Below are 14,569 nucleotides of genomic sequence, written 5' to 3' on the forward strand. Positions count from 1 at the left end.
AAGTGATAAAAATATAGAGGTGAATGACATGAAGTGGAATGATGCGGTCCTTTCCTTGAAGTCTTATCAACCTGGGAAATCAACCGATGAAGTAAAAAAAATGTACGGTCTTGAAAAAATCACAAAATTAGCTTCAAATGAAAATCCTTTTGGTTGTTCTGAAAAGGTCAGAGAAAGCGTTAAGAACGCAACCCATTCTTTTGCTATCTATCCGGATGGATATGCAACATTGCTTAGAGAAGCTGTTGCAAAGCATACAGGTGTAAAAGAAACACAGCTTATTTTTGGAAATGGGTCTGATGAGAACATTCAAATCATTTCTAGAAGCCTATTGGGAGCTGGTAAAAACACCGTCATGGCAACAGGCACTTTTTCGCAGTATCGCCATAATGCTACACTTGAAGGCGCGGAAATCAGAGAAGTTCCTCATATTGACGGAGCACATGATTTAGAAGGTATGTTAAAAGCGATAGATGAGAACACTGCTGTTGTCTGGGTTTGTACACCTAATAATCCAACAGGAAAATACATTCCGGAACAGGATTTATTAACATTCATTGAAAAGGTACCGAATGATGTTCTTGTCGTATTGGATGAAGCCTATTGTGAATATGCAGTGGCTGAGGATTACCCGAAAACAAATCAATGGATCAATAAATTTAAGAATTTGATTATACTTCGCACATTTTCAAAAATTTATGGTCTTGCCAGCTTTAGGGTCGGGTACGGATTGGCAGATGATGATATTATTCAGAAGCTCGACCCATCCCGAGAACCATTCAATGTCAATACTTTCGCACAAAAGATTGCTATTGTTGCTCTGGAAGATCAAGCTTTTATTGAAAAGTGTAATACTGAGAACCAAAAAGGACTCAAACAATATTATGAGTTTTGCAGTAAGGAAAATCTAGCTTATTACCCATCACAAGGTAATTTTATTTTCATACATTTCAAACAGGATGCGGATGTAGTATTTCAATATTTGCTAGAGCGTGGATACATTGCAAGGTCTGGAAAATCGTTCGGTTTCCCGAACAGTCTGCGTGTAACGATTGGTTCAACAGAAGAAAATGAAGGAATGATTAACGCTATCAAATCTTTCTTAAATGAAGGTGCTACGCCTTCTAATTCCCTTCTTTAATCGTTTCAGCAAGCATAGAGGAGCAAAAAGAAGCGGGGGAGAGAAGTGTGAAGGGAAAGGTTTTTGTAATAGGTCTAGGTCTAATTGGTGGATCTTTGGCCATGGCTGTACGCCATGCACATCCTGAAGCTGTGATTGTTGGAATGGATCTAAGCGAAAAGAATATTCAACTATCAAGGCTACTGGGAATCATTGATGATTCAGTATCTTCTCTTGAAGCGGGAGCGTGTGACGCTGACTTAATTCTGCTGGCAGTTCCCGTAAATGAAACCGTCCAGATTTTAGCGAAATTAGCTGAGTTGGATTTGAAAAGGGATGTCCTCATTTCTGATGCGGGAAGTACAAAGGATAAAGTCGTAAATGCGGCAAGACCATTGATAGATAAAGGTGTGGCCTTCATCGGTGGTCACCCAATGGCTGGGTCTCATAAAAGCGGTGCAGGGGCTGCCAAACTGCATTTATTTGAGAATGCGTTTTATTTACTTACTCCAGATGAAACTGTAGAAGAAGGTAAAATAGAGCAGTTAAAAGAATGGTTAATTGGCACAAGAGCGAACTTTTTGGTAGTAACACCTAGTACCCACGATAGACTGACAGGAGTAATCAGCCATTTTCCACATATTGTTGCTTCCGGGTTGGTTAAACAGGCAGAGACATATAGTAAGGAAAATGAGCTGATCTCTAGACTTGCAGCTGGAGGATTCCGAGACATTACGAGAATTGCCTCAAGCAGTCCGGAAATGTGGCGTGACATTTTGTTACATAATCGTGATGTGTTACTGGTATTAATGAATGATTGGCTGAAGGAAATGGAGAATGTCAAAGAGCTTGTAGAAAATGAAGATAGTGAAGAGATTCTGCGTTTCTTTAAGGATGCAAAGACTTTTAGAGATGATTTGCCAACGCATGCGAAAGGCGCCATCCCTGCCTTTTATGATTTATATATTGATGTACCGGATTATGCTGGTGTAATTTCTGAAATTACCGGATATTTGGCTCAAGAAGGAATCAGTTTAACAAACATAAGAATTATTGAAACTAGGGAAGAAATATACGGTGTTCTAGTTATCAGCTTCCAAACGGATGTAGACCGTATTAAAGCATCGGAATGCATTTCAAGACATACAGAATATGAAACAATTCTGGCATAATAAAATAATAGTCGAAGGATGATTGTATGAATACAAAAAGTTTAAAAACGAACATTCAATCATTACGTGGTGCGATTGCTGTACCAGGAGATAAGTCTATCTCCCATCGTTCGATTATGTTCGGAGCCCTTGCCGAGGGTGAAACGACAGTTACTAATTTTCTGCCTGGAGCAGATTGTTTAAGTACTATTTCCTGTTTTAAACAGCTTGGAGTAAACATTGAACAAGATGGGCAGCAAGTCCGTATTGAAGGCAAAGGTTTTAATGGTTTGACGGAACCACGTGAAGTACTTGATGTCGGAAATTCTGGTACTACGATCAGATTAATGATGGGTATTTTGGCTGGACAGGATTTTTCGGCTGTGTTAGTAGGTGACGAATCAATAGCTAAACGCCCGATGACGCGAGTAGTGAATCCTCTCAGTCAGATGGGAGCACACATTGATGGCCGGAAAGGAGCCGAATACACGCCGCTTTTCATAAGGGGTGGCCAATTACAAGGGTTTCGCTATAAATTGCCTGTGGCAAGCGCACAAGTCAAATCAGCTATACTCCTTGCAGGCTTGCAGGCAGAAGGGGAGACAATCATTGTCGAACCGGAAGAGACTCGTGATCATACGGAACGAATGATCAAGCAGTTTGGCGGGGAAATCGAAAAAGACGGTCAAACGATAAAAGTAAAAGGCAACCAAGTGTTCAAAGGAACCAATATTCATGTGCCGGGAGATATTTCTTCTGCAGCGTTCTTTATGGTGGCTGCTGCAATTACAGAAAATAGTGAAATTGTTCTGAAGAATGTGGGCCTTAATTCGACAAGAACAGGTATCATCGAAGTTATGAAAGCGATGGGGGCAGATATAACGGTCGAGAAGAAATCGAGTGAAGGTGAACCGGCAGGCGATATTACTGTCAGAAGCTCTCGTTTAAAAGGAACAACGATCAGCGGTGATCTAATTCCGCGCCTAATCGATGAGATACCAGTTATTGCACTTTTGGCCACCCAGGCGGAAGGAATAACGACGATCAAGGACGCAGCAGAGCTTAAAGTGAAGGAGACCAATCGAATTGATACGGTAGCCAACGAGCTTTCCATCCTTGGAGCGGATATAACGCCGACTGTAGACGGTTTAATTATCAAGGGACGAAAAGCACTAAATGGTGGCACGGTTACAAGCCATGGAGACCACCGTATTGGGATGATGCTGGCTGTAGCGGCATTGATCACAGATGGGAAAGTGGAACTTGAGGATCCGGATGCAATTGATGTCTCATATCCACAATTTTTTGAGCATTTGACTCATTTAATACAGTAAAGATTTAAAGAAGTTTGCAGACCTTATTAGAGTCTGCAGACTTTTTTATATTTTTTTTTTCTTAGATTAATCTCTCGAAATTGTTGTAAGCGCTATCATTATAGCCTCTTTTCTAATAATAACTCCTTAGAATTATAAAAAAGGTGATTATCACCAAAAAGGAGATTTACCTTTGTATGGAGAATTAACTATTAACCTTTTTTTAATAAGAATGGGGGGAGAATTTCATCAATGGAATACAGGGCTGCAGTATGGTAAACTAATGAATACTGTTTTTACTATGCACCTCACGATTAGATGCAACATTTTGTACTTTATGGAAGAGAATATAACACTATCACGTGAGAGTGTTTGTCTAGAGACTAAGTTTATTATGCAAAAAGGAAGGAAGCAGCAATGAACACAGTAGATCAAGTTATTCAGCATTTAAAAAAAGGGGAATTAACAGAGGCTCTTAAACATATAAATCGAATTAAATCATCAGAGTCAGCCGAGGACATTTTGATTCTGGCTGAAGAAATGCTCCAGCTTGGTTTTGTAGAGGAGGCAAAAGATCTTTTTGAGCATCTACTAGAACTATATCCTGATGAAGGAGAATTGATTGTTTCATTAGCTGAAATTTTGATTGATATGGATCAAGAAGATGAAGCGATGTTAATGCTTGAAAAAGTAAGTGTAGATGATGAAGTATATCCAAGTGCATTGCTTTTGGAAGCAGACCTTTATCAATTACAGGGGATGGATGAGGTCAGTGAACGAAAATTGTTGCAGGCAAAGGGAATACTACCAGATGAGATCATCATTGATTTTGCACTAGGTGAACTGTTCTATCACCAAGGAAGAGACCAGGAAGCCATTGCAAATTACATAAAGGTTTTGGAACAGGAACAAGAAATTGCTGGAGTTAATGTCAATCAACGACTAGCTGAAGCATTAAGCAGCTCTGGGAAGTTTGAGGAGGCCCTTCCGTACTTTGAAAAGGCTCTAAATGACGGGCTCGAAATAAATACGTTATTTGAGTATGCATTTACAGCTTTTCAAGCAGGTCTTTATGAAACCGCCGTGCGTAAGTTTATCGAATTGAAGGAATTGGATCATGAATATCATTCCCTATATTTATACTTGGCCAAGAGTTATGAACATCTTGAAGATTTGGAAAATGCTTTGAAAACGGTCAAAGAAGGTATCAAGGCTGATGAATTCAATAAGGAGCTTTATTTCTTCGGTGGTAAAATAGCCTTAAAAAGCGGACTCGATAGTGAAGCAGAAAATTTATTCAAAGAGGCTCTTGCCATTGATCCCGGCTATTTGGAAGCTGCACTTACTCTTTTGAAACTGTATATGCACCACGAAAGATATGAAGATATCTTAGAGTGTATTGGCGAGGTTAGAAGATACGGTGAGGATGATCCGCAGTTTGAATGGATAGCTGCCGTATGTTATCAACACACCGAACAATTTAAAGAGTCATTAACCTGCTATCATAAAGCATATAATTCATTCAAGAACAATCCAGACTTTCTTGAAAACTATGGTTTCTTTTTAATTGAAGAAGGAGACAGAACCACATCTAGAGAAGTATTTAATAAGCTGCTTGAGCTAAACCCAGCAAACGATGAGTATGTGATGATTTTGGAACGGCTTGGCGAAAGTCCAGAGGAATTGTAGATAAGAGAAAATAAAATAATATCAAGACAGAGGAGGGAATTCATGGTGGCTGCCCCTGTTTCTGTGAATGAGAAAAAGGATTTTATTCGGTGGTTTTTAAATCATTATCAACTGAAAAGAAGAGAATGTGTTTGGATATTAAATTATTTAATGAGTCATGATCAATTAATGAAAAAGGTTCATTTTGTAGAAAATGCACAATATTGTCCACGCGGATTAATTATGTCGACACATTGTGTAGAAGAGGTTCCTTTTAGGTTCTATAAGTCCAATATTATGACGACCGATGCAGAGAAATCTTTTCATGATATCCGCTTAAACCGGGATGAAGATATTTATATTCAACTCAATTTTAAATCCGCTTATTCTTCATATCAGTACGCAGCAGTGCTTGAGAATAACCCTTTCATGCCGAAATCCACGGCTGCAAATGAAAAAGATCAGCTGCTGGCTGAGCAGTTTTTGGAAAAAAGTATGCTGTATTTCCAAAGGGATCGTCTACTTAAGGAAATTGATGAAGCGCTCGATAAACATGACGAACAGGCATTTAAGAACTTAACCGAACAACTAAATCAATTAAAAGTACTTGGATGAACTAAAACGACCTTTCCGTAATCAGGAAAGGTTTTTATTTTTTATAAAACGCTGATAAAATCCACATTTTTGTAAAGACTATAGGTATATGGTAAAGATGTAATAAAAAAATGGTAAAATGATAAGGAGTTGATTTAATAAATCGGGAGTGAAGAAAAAATATGAAGTGGACAGCAAAAGATCTGGATATGTATATCCAGTCAAAAGAGTATGTGGATACGGTTTTAATTCCTTTGGTTCCCATAACATTTGGAAGTCAAATTAAGCAAACTGGTTCAATGAATGAATTTCTTACCATTTTAAGCTCGGAAATTGAAAAGCAGATGAAAGGAAGAATTCTTTTAATGCCAACTTTTCATTATTTGAGTGATGAGGAGGATAAGATTGATTTATTAAAGCGTTGGACTAACAAAGTGAAAGAAAATAATTTTAAACATATTTTTTTCTTACATCAGATATTGAATGGAAAAAGGAAGAGCGGGAATTAGAACATAATTTAGTATGGATTCCAGCCATCCCTCTTGAAACCCTAGAAAATAACCAAGCTAGGGAAATGATTAACCAGCAAGTTCTCCAGATCCTTGATATTTTCACTTATAATTGGAAAAATGAAAAAAAGTAGGATTTTTCGCATTATTTGACACATAGTTGCCACCTTTTGGGTTTTACAAATATTGACCTTGGTAAATTATTGAGATATCATGGAAATGTCCTAGTTTTATAGTGTTGCTATTTATTGGTCCTTTGGGCTCTCAGTATAGTAATAGAGGGGGGGAAAACGCATGAGCAAGCATAATGTTTCACGACGTCAATTCCTTAATTACACACTTACTGGCGTTGGTGGATTTATGGCGGCCGGTATGTTGATGCCTATGGTTAGGTTTGCAATTGATCCAGTATTATCAGCAGATAAAGGCGGGGATTACATTGCAACTAAACAAAAGGTAAGTGAACTGACTACCGAACCAACCCGTGTTGACTTTAGTTTTAAGCAGGTCGACGGGTGGTATGAGTCTGAAGAAACAAATACAGCTTGGGTTTATAAAATGGAAGACGGCAATATCGTTGCTTTATCTCCAATTTGTAAACATTTAGGCTGTACGGTAGCATGGAATACGGATAAGTCTAATCCGAATCAATTTTTCTGTCCTTGTCATTATGGCAGGTACACGAAAGATGGTGTGAACGTGAAAGGGACACCACCGGTTTCACCTTTGGATGTCTATGACACGAAAGAGAAAGATGGAATTCTTTATTTGGGTCAACTAAAACCGCATGGGGGGGCGTAAACATTGCTAACAAAGTTATATGACTGGGTGGACGAGCGTTTAGATATTACGCCATTATGGCGGGATATTGCTGACCATGAGGTTCCTGAACATGTTAACCCCGCGCATCATTTTTCTGCATTCGTATATTGTTTTGGTGGGTTAACTTTCTTTATCACGGTCATCCAAATATTGTCGGGTATGTTCTTGACGATGTACTATGTACCGGACATTAAAAACGCTTGGGAATCTGTTTATTATCTACAAAATGAAGTTGCCTTCGGTCAAATTGTCCGTGGTATGCATCACTGGGGAGCAAGTCTAGTTATTGTTATGATGTTTTTACATACTCTTCGTGTCTTCTTCCAGGGAGCTTACAAAAAACCGCGCGAATTGAACTGGATGGTCGGCGTATTAATTTTCTTTATTATGCTGGCATTAGGATTAACAGGTTATTTACTGCCATGGGATATGAAAGCGCTATTTGCAACAAAGGTTACTTTGACAATTGTCGATTCGGTACCGCTAATGGGACCAGCACTTAAGACATTGATAGCAGGAGATCCAACAATAGTTGGAGCACAGACATTAACACGATTCTTCGCAATTCATGTATTCTTCCTGCCTGCAGCACTATTTGCTTTACTAGCGGCTCATTTCTTGATGATCCGGAAACAAGGTATTTCAGGTCCACTATAAAAGAGTTATGAACTGAGAATCATAAAAACCTTTTCATAAAGGAGGGGATTGTTCAATGCATCGTGGGAAAGGTATGAAATTCGTAGGTGACTCGCGTATCTCCGCGAACCGTAAACCGAATATTCCGAAAGATTATTCAGAATATCCTGGGAAAACTGAAGCATTTTGGCCTAATTTCCTTTTAAAAGAATGGATGGTCGGAGCTGTATTTCTTGTTGGCTATTTGTGCCTAACAATTGCACATCCGTCTCCATTAGAAAGAATAGCAGATCCGACAGATACAGCGTATATTCCGCTACCTGACTGGTATTTCCTATTCCTTTACCAATTACTTAAGTATACTTATGCATCGGGTCCGTATAATGCAATCGGGGCTCTCGTTATACCTGGACTAGCATTCGGAGCATTGCTCTTGGCACCATTTTTAGACCGTGGTCCAGAGCGTAGTCCAGCAAAACGTCCATTTGCTGTAGGTTTTATGTTATTAGCAATGGCTGGTGTATTTTATCTGACATGGGAGTCTGCAGCCCATCACGACTGGGAAGCTTCTAAGAAGCAAGGTGCAATCGTAGAAGGTGCAGACATTGATAAAGACAGCGAAGGTTATAAACTTATGGATGCTAGTGGTTGTATTAGTTGCCACGGAGCTGAGTTAACAGGTGGTGCAGGTGCACCGAGCTTGATTGACACTGGTTTAAAGCCAGAAGAAATCTCTAAAATCGCTCGCAAAGGCCAAGGTGCTATGCCAGCTGGTATGTTCAAAGGTTCTGATGAAGAATTGGCAACATTAGCTGAATTTGTTTCGGGTTTAACAGCAAAATAAAGTATCTATCGACAGCATTTTCTTTCATATGCTGCCGAATGGAAAAGCTGACGACTACGGTTGTCGGCTTTTTTATTGGAAAATTGAAAAGAATCTGATAAGAAATTGAAATGAAAACTTGGATTTAAAGATCAGGAACTGTAAAATGGTTGTATTGAGAATAGTAAGAGAGGTAAAAAGAATGAATATTATCTACAGCTGGCTTGCAAATCGGCAAATGCTCTTTTTGCTATTAATGGTTAATATATTCGGAACTTTATTTGGATATTATTGGTATGGTAGTCAATTAGCAAACACACCGACTATTTTTTTAGCTTTTGTACCAGACAGCCCGACTGCTAGCCTATTTTTTGTATTTGTATTACTGGGGTTTCTTTTGAAAAGAAACTTTGGCCTTATGGAGGCATTGGCGATTATAACCCTATTCAAATATGGTTTATGGGCAGTTGTGATGAATATACTGACATTAATGACAACAGGTTCATTGCCTTGGGAAGGTTATATGTTAATGGCTTCTCATTTGGGTATGGCGATTCAAGGGATTTTATATTCACCATTTTATCGAATAAAACCTTGGCATTTGATTGTAGCAGGGATTTGGACCATACATAATGATATTATTGATTACGTTTTTGAAATGATGCCTATTTATCGTGATTTATTGGTCTATATGAATTCAATAGGCTATTTTACCTTTTGGCTAAGTATTCTTTCTATCTTTGTTGGATGGTACTTTGGTTTTAGAAAAAAGCGATTTACTCTTTCAATGATCAACTAATAGTTAGCCCCGCATTCATTTTTTGAGTGCGGGGTTAACTTTTTATGATGAACAAGGTCTACTCATGTTTTTTGTTTCATATCGTTTTAGTAGAGATATGAGGAGGGACGAGTAGCATGTTGAAAAAATTCATATTAACCATTGCTGTTTTATTTGTCGTCTTACATTTCCCTGTCTATGCAGAATCCTCTTCAAGTTTGGAGCAATTAGATAACATTTCCGATAGAGCGTTGGAAATGACAAAGTTGAAGCGATACGGAGATTCGGAAAAGATGCTTACGTTTTTTTCTGACCAGTTTATAAAAGAGACAGCGAAAGAACAAATTCTTGACATGGACGAACTTCGAATTATTACTGTAGCTCATAATGAAGCATTGATGACAATAAAGGATTTGAATAAGGGAGATTCTGAGAAGGTTAATTCAGTTACAAAATTTAGGCTTGTTGTGGATGCTGTGAAGTCAACGCATCAGCCTCTTTGGACCGAGATGGAGGATCAAATGATGAATTCCTTCAGGCAAACAAAGGATGCCGCGATCCATCAAGACACAATAACATTTAATAATCAATTGAACTTATTCCTTTCACAATACGAAATGATATATCCAAGCTTGAAAGTCGACCTTTCTAAAGAAAAGATTCAGCAACTGGATACTAGGATTCAATACATTAATCAATACCGTCCTGAAGTAATTAGAGATAGTGATAGCCAAAAAGAGCTGGATGCATTGCAAAATGAATTAACGTCTATTTTTAATGATATGGGAGAAGACGATGCAGATCCTTCCCTTTGGTGGGTTATCATAACTACTGGCAGTATTATAATAATGACTCTTTCTTACGTCGGCTGGAGAAAATATAATGGAGATCGAGAAAAACCTAGAAAAGAGCATAACGATTGAAGGTAAGTGAAGAGAACTCTATATTTGACATGGTAGCATTCATTCCATAGAATTGAGAGTAATAATAGTTTTAGGAGGATACCATGTATTTCATTTATTTGGCGATTATCATTTTAATCCCGATTTATGCACAAATGAAAGTGAAAAGTACGTATAAAAAATATTCAAAAGTATCTGCTTCTTCGGGTATGAATGGTGCTGAAACGGCGAGAGCCATTTTGGATCAAAATGGTTTATATAATGTCAGGGTCGAAGAAACACCTGGAATGCTCTCAGATCATTACGACCCAAGAGATAAAACGGTCCGTTTATCGACGGATAACTATCATGGGCATTCTGTTGCCGGTGTAGCAGTTGCAGCCCATGAAGTGGGACATGCGATTCAAGATAAAGAAGCTTATGCGTTCTTACGTTTTCGCCATGCGTTAGTACCGGTCGCTAACTTTGGTTCCAATATATCTTGGATTTTAATTTTAATCGGGGTGTTAGCCAGAATCCCAGGCTTATTAATAGCGGGTATCGTATTTATGGCAGCTGCAGTATTATTTCAAGTAATCACGCTGCCGGTGGAGTTTAATGCTTCCTCTCGGGCAATGGATCAACTCGTTTCTGTAGGAGTTATCCGTAATGATGAAGAACGAGAAACGAAAAAAGTATTAAGTGCAGCTGCGATGACGTATGTTGCTGCCGCTCTTGTAGCCGTGCTTGAACTAGTTCGACTTCTGCTTATGTATACAGGTATGAGAGAAGAAGATTAAATAAAAAGAACTCCATCTCATGATGGAGTTCTTTTTATTCGTTTACGATATATTCCGGGTTTAGTTAATACTACTTATAAAACTTCACTATTCGGGGAATCATGTAAAATGATGTATTTGTAATGGTTTCACAGTTGATACTACCGTTCGATTGGATTCTTATTCTCATCTAGGGTAAAGCCTTCACCTAATACGTCATGCACTTCACTTACAGATACAAAAGCATGAGGGTCCACTGAAGTGATGGCATTTTTCAAGCGAACGAGCTCATTTTTACCGACAACACAATATAGAACTTCTCGATCAGTTCTTGTATATGATCCATACCCCCTTAAGACTGTTACTCCTCGCTCCATATCTTTCATGATTTTATCAGCAATTTCCTCATTTTTCTCGCTGATAATCATTGCTCCTCTAGCCGCATAGGCTCCTTCCTGCATAAAGTCGATAACCCGCGCACCGATGAATACCGCCACTAGGGTATACATCGCTTCCCTGTAATCCAAGTAGGTGAGAATGGATAGGCCAATAACAATGGCATCAAAAATAAACATGGTCCGGCCCATGCCCATTCCTAAATATCGATGGGCAAATCGGGCAATAATATCAACGCCGCCAGTTGTCCCGCCATAACGGAAGATGATACCTAGCCCAACACCAACAAAGACCCCGGCAAACAATGCCACCAGCATCAAATCATTCCCGAGATTTATTTCGATTTGATATCTTTCGAATACCCATAGCCAAACGGATAAACCAACGGTTCCAATGATTGTATAAAAAAAGAAGTCCGCCCTAAATATTTCCACCCTATTAAGAATAATGGGATATTTAAAACCAAATTAGAATAAGAAGGATTTATCCCAATAAGTTGATATATAATCAAGGTGAGACCAGTGAAACCGCCTTCTGCCAAGTTATTTTGCATGTTAAAATGTACGAGGCCAAATGCGAAGATTCCAGCTCCAAAAAGGATAAATATAGTGTTTTTCAATTTTAAGCCGAAAAGCATGTCTTTTACCTCCAAAACGTTTGAATGCGGTTAATTTACTTATTATAACTAATTAACCAACTATGGGCAATTGTTGTTACCGAACGTATCTGTTGTCATATGATTCACTTTTAGCTAACATAAAGAAGGTATAATGTTTATTAACGAAAATCAAGAATGGGTGACTAAATGGAAAAGCAAAAGACGATCCAACAAATGCAAGCAGAAGTCGACCAATACATAGGACAATTCAAAGAAGGATATTTCAGCCCTTTGGCTATGCTAGCACGCTTGTCAGAGGAGCTTGGTGAACTGGCTAGAGAAGTCAATCATTACCATGGTGAAAAACCTAAGAAATCAACTGAAAATGAGAATACGGTTGAAGAGGAATTGGGTGACATGCTATTTGTGCTAATTTGTTTTGCTAATTCACTTGGTATTGACCTTCAAAGCTCGCACGATACGGTCATGCATAAGTTTGCAACACGTGATAAAGACAGATGGACAAAAAAAGAAGAGAATGTAGAGGGGGAAGTAAAGGATGAGTAAAGTAAGAGTGATTGTAGCTGGACCTCGTGGCAGAATGGGTAATGAAGCGGTGAAGCTAGTACATAGAACAGAAGGGTTTGAATTAGCAGCTGTTATAGACCGTAAATATAACGGGGAAAGCCTCTCAAATATTGATGGTTTTCAAGGAATTGAAGCACCTGTTTTTTCCGATATTAACGAATGCTTCTCGGCTGTAAATGCAGACGTATTGATTGATTTAACTACACCTGAAGTAGGAATGTATCATACAGAAACAGCACTGAATCATGGTATCCGTCCTGTTGTAGGAACAACAGGATTTACAAAAGAAGATTTAGCAAAGCTGGATTCGTTAACTAGGGAAAAAGGTATTGGATGTATTATCGCTCCAAACTTTGCAATTGGGGCTATTTTGATGATGAAGTTCTCACAAATGGCTGCAAAGTACTTCCCGAATGTAGAAATCATTGAAATGCATCATGATCAAAAATTGGATGCCCCTTCAGGTACAGCTGCTAAAACGGCAGATATGATAGCTGCAGTACGTGAGACAAAACAACAGGGTCATCCGAATGAGAAAGAAACCATTCAAGGTGCTCGAGGAGCAAATATAGATGGCATGCATATCCATAGTGTTCGTCTACCGGGGCTTGTTGCTCATCAACAGGTACTTTTCGGGAGTGATGGAGAGCTATTGACGGTTCGCCATGATTCATTCAATCGCGCGTCATTTATGACAGGAGTTAAACTTGCTGTTGATTCAGTCATGAAATTGGATGTACTTGTATATGGACTAGAAAATATTATCGAGTAGGTATTAGGAGGAATACGATGAAAATTGCCTTAATTGCCCATGATAAGAAAAAAGAAGATATCATTCAATTTGTAACAGCCTATAAAGCTGTATTTCAACAACATGAATTATTTGCTACTGGTACAACGGGGAAACGAATTATGGAAGAAGTATCATTGCCTGTCCATCGTTTCCATTCGGGACCTCTAGGCGGAGACCAGGAAATCGGGGCAATGATTGCCCGTGGTGAAATGGATATGGTCCTGTTTTTCCGAGATCCATTAACATCGCAGCCACATGAACCGGATGTATCAGCACTAATAAGGCTCTCCGATGTATATGAAATTCCATTGGCCACAAATATGGGAACGGCAGAAGTACTTATTCAGGGTTTGAAACATGGATATATGGACTGGCTTAAACTACGAAAAAAACAAGGTGAGATAAATGACAAACAAAAGTAATATAGATATCCTCGCTTTCGGGGCACATGCGGATGATGTTGAAATTGGTATGGGTGGTACGATTGCTAAATATGCGCAACAGGGTAAGGACATCGTCATTTGTGACTTGACAAAAGCGGAAATGTCGTCCAACGGTACCGTTCTATTACGGCAAAAGGAAGCAGCTAAGGCAGCGGAAATCCTAGGGGTGGAGAGAATATCCCTAGATTTACCCGACCGTGGTTTATATATGAAAGAAGAATACATAAATCAAATTATAACGGTTATTCGCAAATATAAACCTACACTTGTATTTGCCCCTTTTTGGGAAGACCGTCATCCTGACCATGGGAATTGTGCAAAATTAGTTGAAGAAGCAGTTTTTTCAGCAGGGGTTAGAAAGTATTTGGATGAAGATGGTCTTGAAGCTCATCGTGTCCAAAATATGTACTATTTTATGATAAATGGTTTTCACAAACCTGACTTTGTCGTTGACATTACCTCTTCTATATCGGAAAAATTGGACAGTCTTAGAGCATATGGAAGTCAATTCGAAAAAAGTAATACAACGGTGGAGACACCGCTTGTGAACGGATATATCGAGACAGTAGAAGCAAGGGAAAAGATGTTCGGCAAAGAAGTGGGTGTCGCTTATGCGGAAGGATTTATGTCAAAAAAACCGTTGCTGATCGAAGCCGATTTGTTAGGGGAAAAATAAT

Annotated in this window: 15 protein-coding genes and 2 pseudogenes; 16 read left to right on the forward strand and 1 reads right to left on the reverse strand. The window is 38.8% G+C overall.

Going from position 1 to position 14,569, the window contains the following annotated elements; translation table 11 throughout:
* The first annotated feature begins 28 nt into the window (after positions 1-28).
* The 12 genes and pseudogenes from hisC (at position 29) to JFU24_RS26295 (ending at position 11,095) form a co-directional block, all read left to right on the forward strand.
* Complete coding sequence (gene hisC, locus JFU24_RS26235) at positions 29-1,141, forward strand: histidinol-phosphate transaminase (protein ID WP_201185635.1); 1,113 nt, start codon at positions 29-31, stop codon at positions 1,139-1,141.
* Between the two features lie 47 nt (positions 1,142-1,188).
* On the forward strand, positions 1,189-2,292 hold the full coding sequence (locus JFU24_RS26240) for a prephenate dehydrogenase (RefSeq protein WP_201223782.1): 1,104 nt from the start codon (positions 1,189-1,191) through the stop codon (positions 2,290-2,292).
* 26 nt (positions 2,293-2,318) lie between these two features.
* Complete coding sequence (aroA, locus tag JFU24_RS26245) at positions 2,319-3,605, forward strand: 3-phosphoshikimate 1-carboxyvinyltransferase (protein ID WP_201185633.1); 1,287 nt, start codon at positions 2,319-2,321, stop codon at positions 3,603-3,605.
* Between the two features lie 396 nt (positions 3,606-4,001).
* Positions 4,002-5,273 carry a tetratricopeptide repeat protein gene (locus JFU24_RS26250; protein ID WP_201185632.1) on the forward strand — a complete coding sequence of 424 codons (1,272 nt, stop codon included), beginning with the start codon at positions 4,002-4,004 and terminating at the stop codon, positions 5,271-5,273.
* Between the two features lie 42 nt (positions 5,274-5,315).
* On the forward strand, positions 5,316-5,867 hold the full coding sequence (locus JFU24_RS26255; RefSeq protein WP_053346769.1) for a ReoY family proteolytic degradation factor: 552 nt from the start codon (positions 5,316-5,318) through the stop codon (positions 5,865-5,867).
* Positions 5,868-6,055: 188 nt separating this feature from the next.
* Positions 6,056-6,489, forward strand: a pseudogene (locus tag JFU24_RS26260) (YpiF family protein).
* 160 nt (positions 6,490-6,649) lie between these two features.
* Complete coding sequence (locus tag JFU24_RS26270; RefSeq protein WP_053346767.1) at positions 6,650-7,156, forward strand: QcrA and Rieske domain-containing protein; 507 nt, start codon at positions 6,650-6,652, stop codon at positions 7,154-7,156.
* Positions 7,157-7,159: 3 nt separating this feature from the next.
* Complete coding sequence (qcrB, locus tag JFU24_RS26275; RefSeq protein WP_053346766.1) at positions 7,160-7,834, forward strand: menaquinol-cytochrome c reductase cytochrome b subunit; 675 nt, start codon at positions 7,160-7,162, stop codon at positions 7,832-7,834.
* Positions 7,835-7,889: 55 nt separating this feature from the next.
* Positions 7,890-8,657, forward strand: a complete 768-nt coding sequence (locus JFU24_RS26280; protein WP_053346765.1) for a menaquinol-cytochrome c reductase cytochrome b/c subunit — start codon at positions 7,890-7,892, stop codon at positions 8,655-8,657.
* Between the two features lie 181 nt (positions 8,658-8,838).
* Positions 8,839-9,435, forward strand: coding sequence for a DUF1405 domain-containing protein (locus tag JFU24_RS26285; protein ID WP_201250708.1), 597 nt, complete (start codon positions 8,839-8,841; stop codon positions 9,433-9,435).
* 116 nt (positions 9,436-9,551) lie between these two features.
* Positions 9,552-10,337 carry a sporulation protein YpjB gene (ypjB, locus tag JFU24_RS26290; protein WP_053346763.1) on the forward strand — a complete coding sequence of 262 codons (786 nt, stop codon included), beginning with the start codon at positions 9,552-9,554 and terminating at the stop codon, positions 10,335-10,337.
* A gap of 83 nt (positions 10,338-10,420) precedes the next feature.
* Entirely contained in the window at positions 10,421-11,095 is a 675-nt protein-coding gene (locus tag JFU24_RS26295; protein ID WP_053346762.1) for a zinc metallopeptidase, read from the forward strand.
* Between the two features lie 140 nt (positions 11,096-11,235).
* Here the strand turns inward: JFU24_RS26295 and JFU24_RS26300 are convergent.
* A pseudogene (locus tag JFU24_RS26300) lies at positions 11,236-12,107 on the reverse strand (YitT family protein).
* A 168-nt stretch (positions 12,108-12,275) separates the two neighbouring features.
* Between JFU24_RS26300 and JFU24_RS26305 the strand changes: the two are divergent.
* From JFU24_RS26305 to bshB1, 4 genes are read left to right on the forward strand one after another with little or no spacing between them, the layout of a single operon-like run.
* Positions 12,276-12,635, forward strand: coding sequence for a nucleotide pyrophosphohydrolase (locus JFU24_RS26305; protein ID WP_053346760.1), 360 nt, complete (start codon positions 12,276-12,278; stop codon positions 12,633-12,635).
* Positions 12,628-13,428, forward strand: coding sequence for a 4-hydroxy-tetrahydrodipicolinate reductase (dapB, locus tag JFU24_RS26310; protein WP_057217451.1), 801 nt, complete (start codon positions 12,628-12,630; stop codon positions 13,426-13,428). Before JFU24_RS26305 ends, dapB begins: the two co-directional genes overlap by 8 nt.
* A gap of 17 nt (positions 13,429-13,445) precedes the next feature.
* Positions 13,446-13,871: a methylglyoxal synthase gene (locus JFU24_RS26315; protein ID WP_053346758.1), complete on the forward strand. Its 426-nt coding sequence runs from the start codon at positions 13,446-13,448 to the stop codon at positions 13,869-13,871.
* Entirely contained in the window at positions 13,855-14,568 is a 714-nt protein-coding gene (gene bshB1, locus JFU24_RS26320) for a bacillithiol biosynthesis deacetylase BshB1 (RefSeq protein ID WP_201185628.1), read from the forward strand. The genes JFU24_RS26315 and bshB1 overlap by 17 nt, the downstream gene beginning before the upstream one ends.
* Position 14,569: the final 1 nt, after the last annotated feature.

Source organism: Peribacillus sp. TH27 (genome assembly GCF_016650915.1).
GTDB lineage: Bacteria > Bacillota > Bacilli > Bacillales > DSM-1321 > Peribacillus > Peribacillus butanolivorans.